We start from the raw sequence: 17,310 nt of genomic DNA on the forward strand, positions 1-17,310 counted from the left end.
GGCTACTCGAAGCGAACGCGCGGATCGGCGAGGGTGTAGGACAGGTCCGCCAGGATCAGCCCGACGATGTAGAGCACCGAGCCCAGGAACACCATGGTACGGACCACGGCGAAGTCCTGGCCGTTGATGGCGTCGATGGTATAGCTGCCCAGCCCAGGGATGCCGAAGAAGGACTCGGCGATCAGGCTGCCCATGATCAGCAGCGGAATGGCCGAGACCACCCCGGTAAGGATGGGCAGCGCCGCGTTGCGCAAGACATGGCGCAGCAGCACCTGACGCTCCGCCAGGCCCTTGGCCCGGGCGGTGCGCACATAGTCCTTGCCGATCTCCTCGAGGAACAGCGCGCGATAGAAGCGTGCCTGGCTACCGAGGCCGGAAATCACCGCCACCAGTACCGGCAACGCCAGGAAACGCAGCATATTCCAGCCCTCCTCGTAGCCCGAATAGGGCACCAGGCGCAGGATCTTCGCGAACAGCCACTGGCCGGCGATGATGTAGAACAGCGAGGAGATCGACAGCAGCAGCACGCAGAGCACCACGCCCCAGAAATCCAGCCGGGTGGCGCGGAAGAACACCAGCAGCAGGGCGAAGCCGACGCTGGCGACCAAGCCGAGGACGAAGGTCGGCAACGCCAGTGCCAGGCTCGGCCCGGCGCGCTCGACGATCTCCCGGCCGATGTCATGGCCGCTGTCGGAGGTGCCGAAATCGAACCTCAGCAGACTGACCGACCGATCGAAGAAAAGCGTATCGGTAAACCGCTCCGCCCCTTCACGGGTGGTATTAATGAGCAAGGGTTTGTCGTAGCCGTGCTCGGCCTTCCAATCCGCGATGGCTTCGGTGGTGACGTACTTGCCGCCGATGGCCAGACGCGCCATGTCGTCCGGGGTGTTGACGGTGAAGAACAGCACGAAGGTCAGCAGATTCACGCCGATCAGGATCAACACGCCATAGGCCAGGCGTCGCAGCAGATAGCCGATCATGGCCTTTCCTCCCTTGCCTGATCGCCAAAGGCGGTCTGGCGCTCCCGGTGCCGGAGGATGCGCCAGGCCGGCCACACCAGCAGCAGCGCCAGGCCCAAGAGCAGCCACAGCGGCCAGAGCACCGGCTGATTCCACTCCAGCACCTTGCGCTCGCGCAGGGCCGGGTCCAGGCGCAGGTAGCGCAGTTGATCGCGGACCATCTGGGTCGGCTTGGCGTTGTACACCCACTGCTGGTAGGCGCCCGCCGAAAGCGGATTCCAGCCGAACAGCCAGGGCGCGTCCTGTTGCACGAGGGCGACCATGCGCCTGATCAGCGCGAGCTTCTCCGGACCGTCGTCGAGACTCTTCATCTGCTCGAACAGCCGATCGAATTCGGGATTGCTGTAGTTGCTGACATTTTCGCCGCCATGCTTGGCCTTGCCCTGGGGCCCGTAAAAGAGGAAGAGGAAGTTCTCGGCATCGGGATAGTCGGCGTTCCAGCCCCAGAAAAAGATCTGCGCCGCGCCCTTGCGCATCTTGTCCTGGAATCTGTTGTAGTCGGAGCCGCGCAACTCCAGCTGGATGCCCAGCTTGGCGGTCTGCTGGCGCATCCAATCGAACATGGCGCTGTCGCCGCTGGTCTGGGCATCGTATTGCAGGATCAACGGCCGCCCGCTCTGGGCATCGCGACCATCGGGATAGCCGGCTTCGGCGAGCAGCCGCTTGGCTTCTTCGATGGGGCGCCGCTGGGGCTTGCCATCGACCAGGCGATAGACCACGGGATCCAGCCCCGCGGGGGGCGGCTCGTAGCCGAACACCCCGGGTGGCAGCGGCCCCTGGGCGACCAGGCCATTGCCGTTGAGGAAGACGGTGATGTAGCTCTCCCAGTCGAAGGCGATGGACAGCGCCTGGCGCAACTTGCGATTGCGCTCCTGCTGCTCGGGCGTGGCGCCCTGCCCCACCACCGGGTCCAGCCAATTGAAGCCCAGGTACCAGTTGGAGGCTTCCACCGCGGTCGGCAACTTGAGACCGCGCTCGCGATAGAGTTCGGCGGAGTCGGCCGAATCGCCGGCCTTGGTGCGCAGGGCCACGCCATATTCGCCCCGCTCGATCTGCGGGGTGTCGTAGTAGCCCTGGATGAACTTGCCCATCAGCGGCACGGCTTCCTTCTCCAGGCTGAACACCGCCCGGTCGATCAGCGGCATCGGCTTGCCGCAATCGTCCAGCCGGCCCTGCTCGCGATCACTGGGCTCGCCCGCGCAAGGATAGGGATCGGCATGGTAGTTGGGATTGCGCGCCAACACGTGACGCCGATTGGGGATGGATTCCACCAACTGGTAGGGCCCAGTACCCACCGGCCAGCTGTTGAAGGACAGGTCGTGGGCGGCCATGCCCGGCTGGCTGTAGAAACGATCCGCCTCCCAGGGGATGGGCGCGGCGAAGGTCATGGCCAGCCAGTAGTTGAATTGCGGGTACTTGCCGATCACCCGTAGGCGCAGGGTGTGGTCGTCCAGCACCTCGACCCCGGGGAGGTCACCCTGGCGCAGGTCCAGCCACGGCAGCGGCGCGCCCTTGGGCAGACTGGCGCGCAGGGCCTTGTCCTGGGCGCGCAGCTGGTCGCCGAAGGCCTGCATGCCGACCAGATGCTCGGCGAAGATGCCATAGCTGGGCGAGACCAGCCGTGGACTGGCCAGGCGACGCAGGCCATAGGCGTAGTCGGCGGCGGTCAGGGCGCGGGTGCCGGTCTCGGGAAAGTCGGGGATCTGGTAGCGGTCGGCCAGATCTTCGGGTTTGATCGGGAAGTAGCGGTAGTTGCCCTGAGCATCGCGGGCGAAGGCCGGATGGGGCGCGTAGCGGGCATCGCGCCGGATGGGAATGTCGTAGACGCTCTCGGCGATCTTCTCCGGCGGCGCATCGTCCGGCAGGCGCTGGCCCTGGGCGTCCAGGTAATAGGGCGTGACCACCCGCTCGGCGCCCCGCGGGATCAGTTCGTAGGGCCGCTTGAAATAGTGATAGCCATAGAGCGGTTCATAGATGTTGTAGGTGAAATTGGTCTCGTCGCCGGAGTAGGAACTGGCGGGATCGAGGTATTTCGGCGAGCGGGTGGTGAGGGCGGTATAGAGGGTATTCTGGCCCTCGGCCCCGGCGCGGTAGGGGCTGTTGATCGGCGTGTCATCGGGTGAACAGCCACCGAGCAGCGCCAGGGTGAGCAGCGCGAAGAGTTGTCTGGACAGTCTGGGCATCGCGTTCCTGCACCGAAAGAAACCTGGGGCGGTAAAGTAGTCCGCGTAAACGACCTAGTGTGGTGTTTCAGAAGTTCGCGCAAGAAGTGGCGAGTGATTTTTTGGCTTGGGCCAGGCGCCGCGACGAGTCATAGCAGGGCTATGGCGAGGAGTGGCAACGCTGCCCAGGACGAAAAAGCGCCGCCAAAATTGTGCAGTTAACTTTTGGAACACCACACTAGCTTGAGCTATTTTCCCGCGAGGTGCAGCACCCCATGCAATCCCGGAAAGATTTCGACAAGATCGCTCATTGGTCCAGCCTGCAGGCTCCCGACGGCCCCGGCTATCCGGACAATGACGAGCGCTTCTCCCTCGGCGCCGCCTTCGGCCGCCACTTCGGCTTCGCCCGCCTGGGCATCCACCATGAGCTGCTGCCTCCCGGCCGACGCACCTCGCGCCCCCATGCCGAATCCACCGAAGACGAGTTCATCTACGTGATCACGGGCCATCCCACCGCCTGGATCGACGGCCACGCCCATCGTCTCAAACCTGGCGACGGCGTCGGTTTCAAGGCAGGCGACGGCGTCACCCATACCTTCATCAACGAGACCGCGGAGCCGGTGGAATTGCTGGTGGTGGGTGATACGAGCCGCGCGGGCAACCGGTTGCACTATCCGCTGCATCCGGAATTCACCGCCAGCCTGGGCGACAAGCAGTGGCGGGATTATCCAGCGCGAGAGCTGGGGCCGCATCCGGGAGTGGCGACGTCACCTTCAGAGGACGCTGGATGCCCCTGAAGCCGCTGCAGCTCCCCGCGTCCATTCGCGCCAATGCCGGACTCCTCACCCAGCTGCAATTGGCACCCGATACCTGCCTGACCTATCAGGAGCGCTGGGTGGGGATTCGCACGCCAGACTGTCCCGACTACTACTTCGGTAACTACCTGCTGCTGGAGCAGCGTCCCACCGCCGATCAAATAGCCGCCTGGTCAGCCGATTTCGAGGACCTACTTGGCAGCCCGGAGCGCTTGGCCCACCGTGCGTTCGTCTGGCCAGAACCTCAGGCTGAAGGGCCACCAGCGGGCCTGCCTGGCGGCTACGACTATCAGCACCTGGTCTCGATGCGCCTGCCAGCCGATGCCGTACCGCAAGCTCCCGCGCTGCCTGAAGGATTGACGATGCGCCGCCTCGAACAGGCCACCGATTGGCAACAGTGGCGCGAGTTGCAAGCCGACGTCACCCCAGGCAGCGAACAACCCGAGGCCCACCGGCGCTATCTGGACTACCAGGCCCGGCGCTACCGCTCGCTGTGTGACAGCGGTCTGGGCGATTGGTGGGGTGTCTTCGCTGGCGAGGAGCTCCTGGCCTATCTCGGCCTCTATCGCCTCGGTCGACTGGGTCGCTTCCAGGCCGTCACCACCCGCCCGGACTGGCGCCGCCGCGGCCTCTGCCAGGCCCTGCTCGGCACGGTGCTCTGGCAACAGCGCCAGGCGTTGGAGGCCTTCGTGATCGTCGCCGAGGGTGAACATCACGCTCAGCGGCTCTATGCCAAGGCGGGTTTCGTCGTGGAGGGTGGGATAGGTACGTTGCTGCGGACGGGTGCGGGTGGTTAGGTTAGGCGGGTAACGCCTTCGCTCCAAGCGTTAGCGGGATCGCGGCCACGGGCCGCTCCTACAGGGCGTGATGCTCTTGTAGGAGCAACTGTCTTCTCACACCGGTTCTGATCGCCAAGGCGTGCCGTCCCTCAGCATGGCATTGAGCCGTATCAGCAGGACGCGCAAACAGGCGATCAGGGCGACCTTGGCGGGCTTTCCACGCTGAAGCAGCTCTTGGTAGCGGCGGTTGAAATCAGCCTGGTGCCGCACCACCGACCAGGCCGCCATGTACAGCACGCGCCTGATCGCAGAGCGACCGCCCGAGATGCGTCTTATGCCTTTCTTGGCGCCACTGTCGACATTGTAGGGCGCCACGCCCACCAGGGCGGCTATCTGGCGGCGGTCCAGGTGGCCCAACTCTGGTAGGTAAGCCAAGAGATTCGCCACGCTGACCGGACCGATCCCGCTCACACTGGCCAGACGCTGGGCACGGCTGCCGTCCAGTGCCTTGCAGGCCTGGGCGATGGCTTGGTTCAACGAAGCGATCTGTTGGTTGAGGAAGTCCAGGCATTGGCGAATATTGGCCTGTACGGCGGGAAGTGACGCTTTAGCGAGGCGACGCCGGTCGTCGTCACGTTGGGCGACCAAGTGGGTACGACGCTTGACCAGCTCCTGGAGCGCCAAGGCTTGTGCGCTCTGCGGCTGATACGCCGTCCCCTCGATCACCTGGGCCTGATGGGCCAACAGAGCCGCGTCGATCCGGTCGGTCTTGGCCTGGCGACCCATGGCCTGGGCAAAAGCCCGGGCCTGGCGCGGATTGATCCGCACCACGGGTAGGTTTACCGCCGCCAGGTAACGCAACACTCCAGCCTCGTAGCCCCCGGTGGCTTCGAGCAGCACCCGCTGGACCTCATACCCGCTGAGCTCATCGAGCAGCTCGGTCCAGCCTTCGAGGGTATTGGCATAGTCGCGTTGCCGTTTATCCGGCAATACACAAACGGCCAAGATGTCCTTGGACACATCGATTCCTACCTAGGCTGCCTTCATCGTCAGGTCCTCCTATACTGGTGAGGAGAGCGCCTCTGACGAAGGCCCACGCTTGTGCGGTTCGAGGTAGAAGCTCGATCAACTGTTCGGGCTAGGACGTCAGAGGTCAGCAGGGGGCGGGACCGGCTCCTACACGTGCTCGAACACTGCGGCCCTACAGCCTGCCCCCTGCTGCTCTCACCTTCATCCTAACGGCAAGCCAAGACACAAGCGGCCCATGGCCGCGATAGGCAAACGCCAGAGCTCCACAGGAGCGGCCACATCGGCGGACCGCGCTGAGCGACGAATAGAGACTTCACGTGGAAAACGCTGCGCGGTTTTCCACCCTACGCGGAGCGTGCAGGTAGCGCCCCCTCTCCCTTTGGGAGAGGGCCGGGGTGAGGGCCGCCTCCACAAAAAAGCCCCGGCATGGCCAGGGCCTCTTGGAAGCGGAACGCCAAGCGCCTCGCTACCGCCTGGCCTGGGCCGCGCTCACCGCCGCGCGCAGTGCCAGCAGGTAGCTGTCCACGCCGAAACCGGCGATCTGGCCCAGGACGATCTCGGCGAAGACCGAGTGATGGCGAAAGCTTTCCCGCGCATGGATGTTGGACATGTGCAGCTCCACCACCGGTACGGTAAGGATCGCCAAGGCGTCGCGGATGCCATAGCTGTAGTGGGTCCAGGCGCCGGCGTTGATGAGCACGGCGTCCACGCCTTCCTCAAAGCCGCGATGGATGCGCTCGACCATGTCCCCTTCGTGATTGGTCTGGAAGCTTTCCACCGCGACGCCGAGTTCCGCACCCAGGGCGGCCAGCCTGGCGTCGATCTCGGCGAGGGTCACGGTGCCGTACTGCACGGGATCGCGCTTGCCGAACATGTTGTGGTTGATACCGTGCAACATCAGGATCTTCATGGGGCCGCTCACTGCAGAGGAATGGTCAGTTGGTCGATGACTGGCCGGGTCTCGGGGCGCACGCCGCGCCACCAGGCGAAGGCTTCGGCGGCCTGTTCCACCAGCATGCCCACGCCGTCCGCCAGTTGCGCCACGCCCTGCTCCTGCGCCAGGCGCAGAAAGGGCGTTAGGCCCTTGCCATAGGCCAGCTCGTAGGCCAGCCCGGCCTGGGTGAAGACACCGGCCGGCACCGGTGGCAATTCGCCGACCAGGCTGGCCGAGGTGGCGTTGATCACCAAGTCGAAGCGCTCCTCTTCCAGCGCTTCGTAGCGGCTCACGCGCAGCAGTGGATGGCCGATCTCCTGGGCCAGTCCGGCGGCCTTCTGCTCATCGCGATTGACCATCACCAGCTCCGCCGGTCCGGCCGCGAGGAAGGGCAAGAGCGCACCGCGCACGGCACCACCGGCGCCCAGCAGCAGCACCCGCTTGCCGGCCAGGGGCTGGCCGAGGTTGACCTCGATGTCGCGCAGCAGGCCGATGCCGTCGAAGTTCTCCGCCAGCACCCGCTCACCCTCGAACTTCAGCGCATTGGCCGCCTTGGCCAGGCGCGCCCTTTCGCTGGGCTCGGTGGCCAGCTGGAAGGCCTGCAGCTTGAAGGGTGCCGTGACATTCATGCCCCGCCCGCCCTGGGCGCGAAAGCGCTGCACGTCGCCTGCGAAATCCTCCAGCGAGCCTTCGATGGCGCCGTACTCCAGATCCTGGCCGCTGGTCGCGGCGAACAGGCGATGGATCAGGGGCGACTTGGTGTGATTGATCGGGCGGCCGATCACCGCGTACTGGTCGGTCATGCCGGCATTTCCTGGGTGAAGAGCACAGGTGCTGTTTCCCCAGGACTGGGTCTGCCTGGTCAGCGCCGAGCATCCGCGCCTGCGGGACGGCCTCACGGCGGCGGCCTACGCCCGGGAAGGTCATGTGCTGGTCAGCGCGGGGACCGGCCAGAAGCTGCTGGGCGCGGTGGTCGGTAACTCCGACCTCATCGTCACCCTGCCACGCCACATAGGTACCACCCTGGCCACGACCTACGGATTAGAGCTCCACGAGTGTCCGGTGCCCATCGAGGCCTTCGCGGTCAAGCAGCACTGGCATGCCCGCTATCACCAGGACGCCGGCAACCGCTGGTTACGTAGCGTCTTCGTCGAGCTGTTCGGGCGTAGCCGCTGATCTTTTAGGCTTTCTCCAAGCTGAAACGAAGAAGCCCCAGCACGGGGCTGGGGCTTTTGGGCAGGACGCCTGGACGATCAGTTGTCCAGGGCCGGGCGCTGGCCGGCAATGGCGATGCGCTTGGGCTTGGCTTCTTCCGGGATCACCCGTACCAGCTCGATGCTCAGCAGGCCGTGCTTGAGATCGGCGCCCTTCACCTCGATATGGTCGGCGAGGCGGAAGGACAGCTTGAAGGCACGTTGGGCGATGCCCTGGTGCAGGAAGGTCACGCTCTCGGCGCTGTTTTCGCGCCGGCCACCCTTGACGGTGAGGACGCCACGCTCGACTTCGATTTCCAGGTCATCTTCCTGGAGACCGGCGGCGGCGATCACGATGCGATACTGGTCGTCACCGTGCTTCTCGACGTTGTAGGGCGGATAGGAGCTGCCAGCGTCGTTGCGCAGGGCGGATTCGAACAGGTCGTTGAACCGGTCGAAGCCGACGGAATGACGGAACAGCGGGGCCAGGGAAAGTACGTTGCTCATGGTGAATCTCCTGATAGGTTCAGCAAGTTTCGGTATTGCCTGCGGGACCCGACTTCGGCATCCCGCATGAACCTAGATAGGAACCCCCCACAAAATTTCAAGGGCAAATCCCGACGAACGGTAGTACCCCTATTTCTTCTTCGGCTTGCGCTTTTTCTTCTTGCCATTGGCCAGCGGCAACGCCTGCTCGAAGGCCGAGCGCACCTCTTGCAGGCGGCGCTCCTTGAGGTCGTGGATGCGCTTGCCGCGCTCGGTGGTGAAGTCGATGAGGTTGTTGCTGTCGTCGCTCATGGGGCTATCCAACGAAAGGTGAGATTCAGCCGCACCCCGCTGGCCTTGCGGGTCTTGGCGATCTGATGCTGCCAATGATGCTGGGTCGCGCCGGCCATGACCAGCAGGCTGCCATGACCCAGCTCCAGGGAATGGCCGATGCGGCTCGTGCCCTTGCGGCGAAAGTCGAAGCGCCGTGCGGCGCCCAGGTTGAGCGAGGCGATCAGCGGATTGCGGCCAAGACTGGCCTCGTCATCGCTGTGCCAACCCATGGAGTCCTGGCCGTCGCGATAGCGATTGAGCAGCACGCCATTGAACGCCTGGCCGCTGGCCGCCTCGACTTGGGCACGGATGAGCTGCAACAACGGCGTCCAGGGCAAGGCGGCATGATCCAGGCCGGCATAGCCGTAGACCACCCCGGGATCGGCATACCAGGCGACCTGCCGCGGCACCGGGTGCCAGCGGTTGAACACCCGCACCTGTGGCTGGCTCCAGGGCGTTTCGGCTTCTAGCTGCCCTAGCCAGGCGTCGGCGGTTTCCGGCGGCAGCCACTGCGGGTGGAAGTGCAGCTCGGCATCGGCCAGGTTCGGGACCTCGACCATGGGCTAGACCCGCAGATCCACCTGGGCGCCCACCTGCTCGGGCTCTTCCAGCACCTGGGCGCGCTCGGCACCGAGTCCCTGGCGCAGGGCTTCGCGCTGGCGCCGCCGTCGGCGCGCCTCGCGATCCAGGGTGGCTTCGTCTTCCAGCGGGGCATGGGCCGTCTCGGCCGCGGGCTGCACCGGCGCGATCGGGGCGACAGCAGGCCGTACCGGTGCCGGGTCCAGTTGGTTCGGCGGGGTCACGCCAGGGGGCGGAATGACAGGGATCATGACGGGCACCTCGAATTTAGCGGTCTGCGGCAAACAGCAGGTTGGGCTTATGACTCCGCTTTGGCTAAAATAGCCGGCTTTTTGATAGCTGGGGAGAAGCTTCTACATGGCGTCACATCAACCGGGACAACGCTGGATCAGTGACAGCGAGGCCGAACTGGGCCTGGGAACCATCCTGGCCCTGGACGGCCGCCTGCTCACGGTGCTCTATCCAGCCACCGGTGAGACGCGCCAGTATGCCCAGCGCAACGCCCCGCTGACCCGGGTACGCTTCGCGCCGGGCGACGAGGTGACCCATTTCGAGGGCTGGAAGCTCACCGTGCGCGAGGTCTCCGAAGAGGACGGCCTGCTGACCTACCACGGCTTCACCGCCGAGCGCGAGGCGCGCAGCGTGCCGGAGGCCCAGCTTTCGAACTTCATCCAGTTCCGCCTGGCCAGCGACCGCCTGTTCGCCGGGCAGATCGATCCCCTGCCCTGGTTCGGCCTGCGCTATCACACCCACGAGCACCGCAACCGTCTGCTGCAATCCAGCCTCTGGGGCCTGGGCGGCGCGCGTGCCCAGCCGATCCCGCACCAGCTGCACATCGCCCGCAGCGTGGCCGACCGGGTCGCGCCGCGCGTATTGCTGGCCGACGAAGTGGGCCTGGGCAAGACCATCGAAGCCGGCCTGGTGATCCATCGCCAACTGCTCAGCGGTCGTGCCAGCCGGGTGCTGATCCTGGTTCCGGAAAATCTCCAGCACCAGTGGCTGGTGGAGATGCGCCGCCGCTTCAATCTGGAAGTGGCGCTGTTCGACGCCGAGCGCTTCATGGCCAGCGAAGAGGGCAATCCCTTCGAGGACGCCCAGCTCGCCCTGGTCTCCCTGGACTGGCTGGTGCGCGACGAAAAGGCCCAGGATGCCGCCTTCGCCGCCGGCTGGGACCTGCTGGTGGTCGACGAAGCCCACCACCTGGTCTGGCACCCCGAGGGCGCCAGCCGCGAATACAGTCTGGTCGAGCAACTCGGCGAGGTCATCCCCGGCGTGCTGCTGTTGACCGCGACGCCCGAGCAACTGGGCCAGGACAGCCACTTCGCCCGCCTGCGCCTGCTCGATCCCAGCCGCTTCCACGACTTCGCCGCCTTCCAGCAGGAGTCCCAGCACTACCGCCCGGTGGCCGAAGCCGTGCAGGAACTGCTCGACGCCGGCGCCCTGAGCCCGGCCGCCCAGGACGCCATCGGTGGCTTCCTCGGCCAGGAAGGTGAGACCCTGCTAAGCGCGGCGGCCGCCGGTGATGCCGACGCCCGCGCCCGCCTGGTGCGCGAACTACTGGATCGCCACGGCACCGGCCGGGTGCTGTTCCGCAACACCCGCGCCGCGGTCAAGGGCTTCCCCGAGCGCGAGCTGCATGCCCATGCCCTGCCCTTCCCGGATGCCTACCTGGACGAGGGCGTGATGCCCGGCCAGTCGCTGCAGCCGGAAACCGAATTCGCCCCGGAAGACGACAACGACCGCTGGTGGCGCCACGACGGCCGCGTCGAGTGGCTGATCGACACCCTCAAGGCGCTCAAGCCGCACAAGGTGCTGGTCATCTGCGCGCGCATGGAAACCGCCCTGGACCTGGAAGACGCCCTGCGGCTGAAATCCGGCATCCCGGCCACGGTGTTCCACGAGGGCATGAGCATCCTCGAACGCGACCGCGCCGCCGCCTACTTCGCTGACGAGGAATTCGGCGCCCAGGTGCTGATCTGCTCCGAGATCGGCAGTGAAGGCCGCAACTTCCAGTTCGCCCATCACCTGGTGCTGTTCGACCTGCCGGCTCACCCGGACCTGCTGGAGCAGCGCATCGGCCGTCTCGACCGGATCGGCCAGCGCCACACCATCCAGCTGCACGTGCCCTACCTCGAAGGCAGCCGCCAGGAGCGGCAATTCCAGTGGTACCACCAGGCGCTGAACGCCTTCCTGGCCACCTCGCCGACCGGTAGCGCCCTGCAGGCGCGCTTCGCCCGCGAGCTGGAGGAGCAACTGGCCGGTGGCGACGAAGCCGCCTGGCAGGCCCTGCTGGAACAGGGTGCCCAGGCGCGTGCTGCCCTGGAAGCCGAGCTACACAACGGCCGAGACCGCCTGCTGGAACTCAACTCCTCGGGTGCTGGCGCCGGCGAGCAACTGGTCGAGGACATCCTCGAACAGGACGACCAATTCGCCCTGCCGATGTACATGGAAGAGCTGTTCAACGCCTTCGGCATCGACAGCGAAGACCACTCCGACAACGCCCTCATCCTCAAGCCCAGCGAGAAGATGCTCGACGCCGGTTTCCCGCTCGGCGACGACGAGGGCGTGACCATCACCTACGACCGCAACGTGGCCCTGGCCCGCGAAGACATGCAATTCCTGACCTGGGAGCATCCCATGGCCCAGGGCGGCATGGATTTGGTGCTGTCCGGTTCGATGGGCAACACCGCCGTGGCGTTGATCAAGAACAAGGCGCTCAAGCCGGGCACCGTGCTCCTAGAGCTGATCTACGTCAGCGAGGCGGTGGCCCCGCGCGCCCTGCAACTGGGTCGCTACCTGCCGCCGCTGGCGATCCGCTGCCTGCTGGACGCCAACGGCAACGACCTGGCCGCCCGGGTGGCCTTCGAGACGCTGAACGACCAGTTGGAAAGCGTGCCGCGCACCAGCGCCAATAAGTTCGTCCAGGCCCAGCGCGACTCCCTGGCCAAGCTGATCGGCGGTGGTGAAAGCAAGGCCCTGCCGCGCCACGAGGAACGCGTGTCCAAGGCGCGCCAGGCCTATGTCTCGGGCATGGACGAGGAAATCGCCCGCCTGGAAGCCCTGCGCGCGGTCAACTCCAGCGTCCGCCAGGACGAGATCGACCGCCTGCGCCAGCAGCGCGAAGAAGGCCTGACCTACCTGGACAAGGCCTCGCTGCGCCTGGAAGCGATTCGGGTGTTGGTGGCGGGCTAGGTCCGAATCGCGGCCATGGGCCGCTCCTACAAGAGCATCATTACCTGTAGGAGCGGCCCATGGCCACGATTGTTTTAACTGGGAATCACTGTCGGGCTTCGCTGACGCTCAGCCCAACCTACGCGGCTATCACGCCGCCAGGGTAGCGCCGCCGTCCACCACGATGTCCTGCATGGTGATATGGCTGGCCAGGTCCGAGGCCAGGAACAGCACGGTGTTGGCGATCTCGTCGGGCTGGGCGATCTTGCGCAGCGGGATGCCCAGCTTGAAGTCGTCCGGCAGACCGTCTACCAGCCGCTGGTAGCCCTCGGGCGAGCCGAGCATGCCGGCCAGCATCGGAGTCGCCGTGGAACCGGGCGAGACCACGTTGCAACGCACACCCGAGCCCGCCAGTTCCAGGGCCACGCAGTGGCTCAGGGACACCAGCGCTGCCTTGGAGGTGCAGTAGCCGGCCATCTGCAGGCGCGGGACATGGGCGGCGTTGGAGGCGATGTTGACGATGGCGCCCCGGCCCTGGGCCTTGAACAGCGGTACCAACTGGCGGAACAGGTAGAAGGGCCCGGAGACGTTGACGTCCAGCAGCGCCTGCCAATCGTCCAGGCTCAGGCTGTCGCTGGTGCCCAGGCGCAAGACGCCAGCGCCGTTGACCAGCACGTCCAGGCGGCGCTCTTCGGCCAGCAGGGCCTGGCAGACACTCTCCACCTGGGCCGCGTCGGCGACGTCCAGCAGCTGGGTGCGGAAGGGATAGTCGCTCTCGGCGAATTGCCGGTCGAGGCCGATCACCTCGGCGCCCGCTTCCTTGAAGCGCCGCGCCACCTGCAGACCGATGCCCTGCCCCGCGCCGGTTACCCAGACACGCTTGCCAGTGAAATCCAGTTGCGTCATCGGAGACTCCCTAGGCGCGAGCGCGCAGCAGAGCCAGCCAGCCCTGCAGGGTCGGCTGGGCGGCGAGATCGGCGAAGGTCACCGGTAGGCCACGTTTTTGCCATTCGCCCACCAGGGTCATGACCTGTACCGAATCGAGGCCGAAATCGGTGAGGTTGTCGTCCAGCGCCGGCTCCTCGTCGTCGGCGTCCAGCAGCGGCTGGACCTGGGCACGCAGCCAGGCTTCGTCCAAGGCTACCGCGCCGCCGGTGACCTGGGCGGTGCTGAGGGTGCTGCCGCAGCGGGTGGCCACGTAGCGCAGCGCCATGCGGTGCTCGTCTTCGCTGAAGTCGGCCACGGCGTCGCCGATCAGGAAGGCCTGGATGTCCCTCATGAAGGCGTCGGTGCAGGTGGTCAGGCAGCCGATGTGGGCGTAGACGCCGCAGACGAGCAACTGGTCGCGGCGCCACTCGGTCATCAGGTCCTGAAGGTTGGAACGGTGGAAGGCGCTGTAGCGCCATTTGGTCAGCACCACGTCGCCGTCCTTGGGCGCCAGCTCGTCCACCACCTGTTGCAGGGCGGGATCGGCCTGGGTCAGGCCCGGCCCCCACATGTCGTTGAGCAGCGCGCGATCGGCCGGTGGCTGGTCGGTGGGCTGGGCGGTGTAGACCACCGGCACGCCCTGGGCATCGGCCCAGGCGCGCAGGGCGGCGATGTTGGCCACCACCTGGGCGATCAGCGGGCTGCTATCGCCATAGAACTCGACGAAATAGCGCTGCATGTCGTGGATCAGCAGCACGGCGCGGTCGGCTGCGGGTTTCCAGGCGACCTTGTTGGCGGGAAAGCCCTCGGGCTGGGGCAAGGGATAGGAGGCGAGACGGGGGATAGCCATGGGAAACCTTAGGAGCGCTCGGTTGAGGGGGTCTGCAGCTGCTCGCGCAGGCGACGCTTGTCGATCTTGCCGACAGCGGTAAGCGGCAGCTGGTCGAGGAATTGGAAGCGGTCGGGCAGCTTGTAGTCGGCCACGCCCTGCTCGCGCAGATAGCGGCGCAGGGCCACCGGCTTGAGCGCCGGATCGCTGACCACCAGGCAGGCGCAGCTCTTCTCGCCCATCAGCTCATCGGCGATGGCCACCAGGGCCGCGTGGGTGATGCCGGGATGGCGCAGCAGCAAGCCTTCGATCTCCGCGGCAGCGATCTTCTCGCCACCCCGGTTGATCTGGTCCTTCACCCGGCCGACCACCTTGAGATAGCCGGCGGCGTCGCGCTGGACCACGTCGCCGGAGAAATAGAAACCCTCGGCATCGAACACCTGGGCGTTGTGCTCGGGGCTGCGGTAGTAGCCGCGGAAGGTGTAGGGGCCGCGGGTGGACAGCAGGCCGGGCTCGCCATCGGGGACCGGGTTGCCGTCCTCGTCGGTGATGCGCACCTCGTCATCCGGGCTCATGGGGCAGCCCTGGGTGGTGAAGAGTCGCTCGGGGTCGTCATTCAACCGGGTGTAGTTGACCAGCCCCTCGGCCATGCCGAACACCTGCTGCAACTGGCAACCCAGTTCACTGGGCACGCGGCGGGCCTGGGCCTCGGCGAAGCTGGCGCCGCCCACCTGCACCATCCGCAGGCTGGCGAGACGCGCGCGCTGCTCGGGTGCGGCCGCCGCCTGCAGCCAGAGCGCCACTGCCGGCGGCACCAGGGCCACCCAGTCCACCTGATGCCGCTCGATCAGCTCGAAGCAGCGCAGCGGTTCGGGGTCGCGCGCCATGACCACGCAGCCACCGGCGATGAAGACGCCCAGGGCACCGGGCGAGCTGAGGGTGTAGTTGTGCCCGGCCGGCAAGGCGCAGAGAAAGCGCGTGGCCGGACTCAACTGGCAGATTTCCACGCTGCGCCTGAGGCTGTAGTAGTAGTCGTTGTGGGTACGGGGGATCAGCTTGGGGGTACCGGTACTGCCGCCGGAGAGCTGGAAGAAGGCGACCTCGCCACCGGCGGTGGGCGTCAGTTGATAGCCTTCGCGCGGGGTATCCAGGCGCTGTTGCAGGCTGCGCGCGTCGGCACTGCCATCCAGCAGCACCTCGCTCAACCCCGGCGACACCTTGCGCAATTCGTCGAGGAAGGCATCGTCGCGGAACAGGTTGTGCTCGGTGGAGGCGATCAGCAGCCTGGGCTGGATCTGTTGCGCATAGGCCAGCAACTCCAGCTTCTGATGACTGAACAGCGCATTGACCGGGGCGATGCCGGCCTTGAGCAGGGCGAAGAAGACCACATAGAACTCAGCTACGTTGGGCAATTGCACCAGCGCCTTATCGTGGCGGCGCAGACCGGCGGCCTGCAGGTGGGCGGCCAGGCGGCTGGAGCGCTCGTCCAGCTCGGCATAACTCAGTTGCCGTTCGCCGCAGAGGATGGCCGGCGCCTCGGGCAGCGCGGCGCGGCTGCGGGCGAGGATCTCGGTCATCGGCAGATCGAGCCAGTAGCCAAGGGCGCGATAGCGAGCAGCCAGATCCTCCGGCCAGGGGGTGAATTCAACACTCACGACGGTTTCTCCTCGTCGAGCAAACCACAGGCGGCACGCATGGTGCCCAGTTTGGCAGTGACCTCGGCCCACTCCGCCGCCGGATCGGAGGCTTCGACGATGCCAGCACCGGCGAACAGCCGCAGCAGATCACCCTGCACCGTACCGCAGCGGATGGTCACCACCCACTCGCCGTTACCCTGGGCATCGCACCAGCCAACCATGCCGGTGAACAGGCCGCGGTCGAAGGGCTCGATACGCTGGATCAACTGGCGCGCCGCCGCCGTGGGATAGCCGCACACCGCCGGGGTGGGATGCAGGCGACAGGCGAGTTGCAGCGCCGAGGTACGGCTGTCGGCCAGTTCGCCGTCGATGGCGGTGGACAGGTGCCACATGGCGTTGGTGCTGAGCAGCGAGGGCCCCTCGGGTACGTCCAGCCGGCTGCACAGCGGCGCCAGTTGTTGGCGGATGTCCTCGATCACCAGACGGTGCTCGTAGTGATCCTTGCTGGAGTCCAGCAGCTCGCGAGCGACCCTTTCGTCGTCCTGGGGATCGGCGCGGCGCTTGGCCGAACCAGCCAGGGGATTGGTATGGACGCGGGCGCCCTGCTTGCGCACCAGCAACTCGGGACTGACCCCGATCAGCTCACCGCCTTCGGCGGTGGGGATGCGGAACTGGTAGCCGGTGGGATTCTGCCGCGCCAAATTGGCAAGGATGGTCTCCACGTCGGCGGGCTCGGCCAGGCGGATCTCCTGGATGCGCGACAGCACCGCCTTGCTCAGCTCGCCACGGCGGAAGGCGTCGATGGCCTCCTCGACCGCCAGGCAGAAACCCTCGGCGCTGGGCAGATTGCGTACCTCGCGCACCTGGGCGGGCGCGATGGGCGCAGCGGCGACCGGGGCGGGCCGGGCCGTCCAGGCATGTTCCAGCGGCACGTACAGGCAGGAGGCCCTGGTGGTATCGAAGGGAATGGCGCCCATGATCACCGGCTCGGCGATGCCCGCCTGACGGGCGCGAGCGAAGGCCTGCTCCACGACATTCAGGAACAGGCTATCGCTTTGGGCGCCACCACTGGCGGGTGTCTCGACGCGGGCACAGATGCCGCGTCCCTGCAGGACGCGATCACCCGACTGGAACAGGAAGGCTGCCTGTTCCTGACGATCGGCGTCCAACTGCTCGACCTCGCCTGCCCTTTTGCTCGTTATCACTGCCAACCTCTACACGAATGATAATGCTTATCAATAATTTCAAGCTAACTTTTGTGTCTGGAAAAGTCAATTCGTTAGGGACCGAACGGTATCCCTAGAACGCCTCCAACCCTTTGAAATAAAAGGTACATTTACGCCGGGTGGTCCACTCGCCCAGCCTGACTCGGCACCCATCCAGGCAGACGCGCGTCCTTGAGCGGTTGCCCGGAATC

The 17,310-nt window shown here is 66.1% G+C and carries 16 protein-coding genes and 1 pseudogene; 4 read left to right on the plus strand and 13 right to left on the minus strand.

The window, feature by feature from the left end:
- Nucleotides 1–2: 2 nt before the first annotated feature.
- Together CCZ28_RS07380 and CCZ28_RS07385 are read right to left on the minus strand one after the other, a co-directional pair.
- Nucleotides 3–980 (minus strand): ABC transporter permease, encoded by a 978-nt coding sequence (locus tag CCZ28_RS07380; RefSeq protein ID WP_140217239.1) that lies wholly within the window; start codon nt 978–980, stop codon nt 3–5.
- Nucleotides 977–3,202 carry an ABC transporter substrate-binding protein gene (locus tag CCZ28_RS07385; protein WP_140217241.1) on the minus strand — a complete coding sequence of 742 codons (2,226 nt, stop codon included), beginning with the start codon at nt 3,200–3,202 and terminating at the stop codon, nt 977–979. The genes CCZ28_RS07380 and CCZ28_RS07385 overlap by 4 nt, the downstream gene beginning before the upstream one ends.
- A gap of 254 nt (nt 3,203–3,456) precedes the next feature.
- On the opposite strand from CCZ28_RS07385, the gene CCZ28_RS07390 reads away from it, so the two are divergent.
- Both CCZ28_RS07390 and CCZ28_RS07395 read left to right on the plus strand, forming a co-directional pair.
- A complete protein-coding gene (locus CCZ28_RS07390) occupies nt 3,457–3,978 on the plus strand; it encodes a cupin domain-containing protein (protein ID WP_140217243.1) in 522 nt (173 codons plus the stop codon).
- Complete coding sequence (locus CCZ28_RS07395; protein ID WP_140217245.1) at nt 3,969–4,793, plus strand: GNAT family N-acetyltransferase; 825 nt, start codon at nt 3,969–3,971, stop codon at nt 4,791–4,793. The genes CCZ28_RS07390 and CCZ28_RS07395 overlap by 10 nt, the downstream gene beginning before the upstream one ends.
- Nucleotides 4,794–4,889: 96 nt before the next feature.
- On the opposite strand, the gene CCZ28_RS07400 is transcribed toward CCZ28_RS07395, so the two are convergent.
- The 3 genes from CCZ28_RS07400 to aroE form a co-directional block, all read right to left on the minus strand.
- Entirely contained in the window at nt 4,890–5,795 is a 906-nt protein-coding gene (locus tag CCZ28_RS07400; protein WP_240795247.1) for an IS110 family transposase, read from the minus strand.
- Nucleotides 5,796–6,270: 475 nt separating this feature from the next.
- Nucleotides 6,271–6,714, minus strand: a complete 444-nt coding sequence (gene aroQ, locus CCZ28_RS07405; RefSeq protein ID WP_140217247.1) for a type II 3-dehydroquinate dehydratase — start codon at nt 6,712–6,714, stop codon at nt 6,271–6,273.
- A gap of 8 nt (nt 6,715–6,722) precedes the next feature.
- The gene (gene aroE, locus CCZ28_RS07410; protein WP_140217249.1) at nt 6,723–7,541 is read right to left on the minus strand and encodes a shikimate dehydrogenase; all 819 of its coding nucleotides are present in this window, start codon (nt 7,539–7,541) and stop codon (nt 6,723–6,725) included.
- Nucleotides 7,542–7,566: 25 nt separating this feature from the next.
- On the opposite strand from aroE, the pseudogene CCZ28_RS07415 reads away from it, so the two are divergent.
- Nucleotides 7,567–7,914 (plus strand): annotated as a pseudogene (locus CCZ28_RS07415) (LysR family transcriptional regulator); the annotation flags it as partial.
- Between the two features lie 77 nt (nt 7,915–7,991).
- Here the strand turns inward: CCZ28_RS07415 and CCZ28_RS07420 are convergent.
- The 4 genes from CCZ28_RS07420 to CCZ28_RS07430 all read right to left on the minus strand — a co-directional run bounded on the left by CCZ28_RS07420 (nt 7,992) and on the right by CCZ28_RS07430 (nt 9,580).
- The gene (locus CCZ28_RS07420) at nt 7,992–8,438 is read right to left on the minus strand and encodes an Hsp20 family protein (protein ID WP_007160292.1); all 447 of its coding nucleotides are present in this window, start codon (nt 8,436–8,438) and stop codon (nt 7,992–7,994) included.
- Between the two features lie 129 nt (nt 8,439–8,567).
- On the minus strand, nt 8,568–8,729 hold the full coding sequence (locus CCZ28_RS24415; RefSeq protein ID WP_167509221.1) for a hypothetical protein: 162 nt from the start codon (nt 8,727–8,729) through the stop codon (nt 8,568–8,570).
- Nucleotides 8,726–9,310 (minus strand): alpha-ketoglutarate-dependent dioxygenase AlkB family protein, encoded by a 585-nt coding sequence (locus tag CCZ28_RS07425; protein ID WP_140217251.1) that lies wholly within the window; start codon nt 9,308–9,310, stop codon nt 8,726–8,728. Before CCZ28_RS07425 ends, CCZ28_RS24415 begins: the two co-directional genes overlap by 4 nt.
- A gap of 3 nt (nt 9,311–9,313) precedes the next feature.
- The gene (locus CCZ28_RS07430; RefSeq protein ID WP_140217253.1) at nt 9,314–9,580 is read right to left on the minus strand and encodes a hypothetical protein; all 267 of its coding nucleotides are present in this window, start codon (nt 9,578–9,580) and stop codon (nt 9,314–9,316) included.
- A gap of 106 nt (nt 9,581–9,686) precedes the next feature.
- On the opposite strand from CCZ28_RS07430, the gene rapA reads away from it, so the two are divergent.
- Nucleotides 9,687–12,521 carry an RNA polymerase-associated protein RapA gene (gene rapA, locus CCZ28_RS07435; RefSeq protein WP_140217255.1) on the plus strand — a complete coding sequence of 945 codons (2,835 nt, stop codon included), beginning with the start codon at nt 9,687–9,689 and terminating at the stop codon, nt 12,519–12,521.
- 129 nt (nt 12,522–12,650) lie between these two features.
- Here the strand turns inward: rapA and dhbA are convergent, their stop codons facing one another.
- From dhbA to CCZ28_RS07455, 4 genes are read right to left on the minus strand one after another with little or no spacing between them, the layout of a single operon-like run.
- Nucleotides 12,651–13,406, minus strand: a complete 756-nt coding sequence (gene dhbA, locus CCZ28_RS07440) for a 2,3-dihydro-2,3-dihydroxybenzoate dehydrogenase (protein ID WP_140217264.1) — start codon at nt 13,404–13,406, stop codon at nt 12,651–12,653.
- 10 nt (nt 13,407–13,416) lie between these two features.
- The gene (locus tag CCZ28_RS07445; RefSeq protein WP_140217265.1) at nt 13,417–14,277 is read right to left on the minus strand and encodes an isochorismatase family protein; all 861 of its coding nucleotides are present in this window, start codon (nt 14,275–14,277) and stop codon (nt 13,417–13,419) included.
- A gap of 8 nt (nt 14,278–14,285) precedes the next feature.
- On the minus strand, nt 14,286–15,911 hold the full coding sequence (locus CCZ28_RS07450; RefSeq protein WP_140217266.1) for a (2,3-dihydroxybenzoyl)adenylate synthase: 1,626 nt from the start codon (nt 15,909–15,911) through the stop codon (nt 14,286–14,288).
- Entirely contained in the window at nt 15,908–17,062 is a 1,155-nt protein-coding gene (locus CCZ28_RS07455; protein WP_140217267.1) for an isochorismate synthase, read from the minus strand. The genes CCZ28_RS07450 and CCZ28_RS07455 overlap by 4 nt, the downstream gene beginning before the upstream one ends.
- Between the last annotated feature and the right edge of the window lie 248 nt (nt 17,063–17,310).

It is taken from the genome of Pseudomonas oryzihabitans, assembly GCF_006384975.1.
In the GTDB taxonomy this organism is placed as follows: domain Bacteria; phylum Pseudomonadota; class Gammaproteobacteria; order Pseudomonadales; family Pseudomonadaceae; genus Chryseomonas; species Chryseomonas psychrotolerans_B.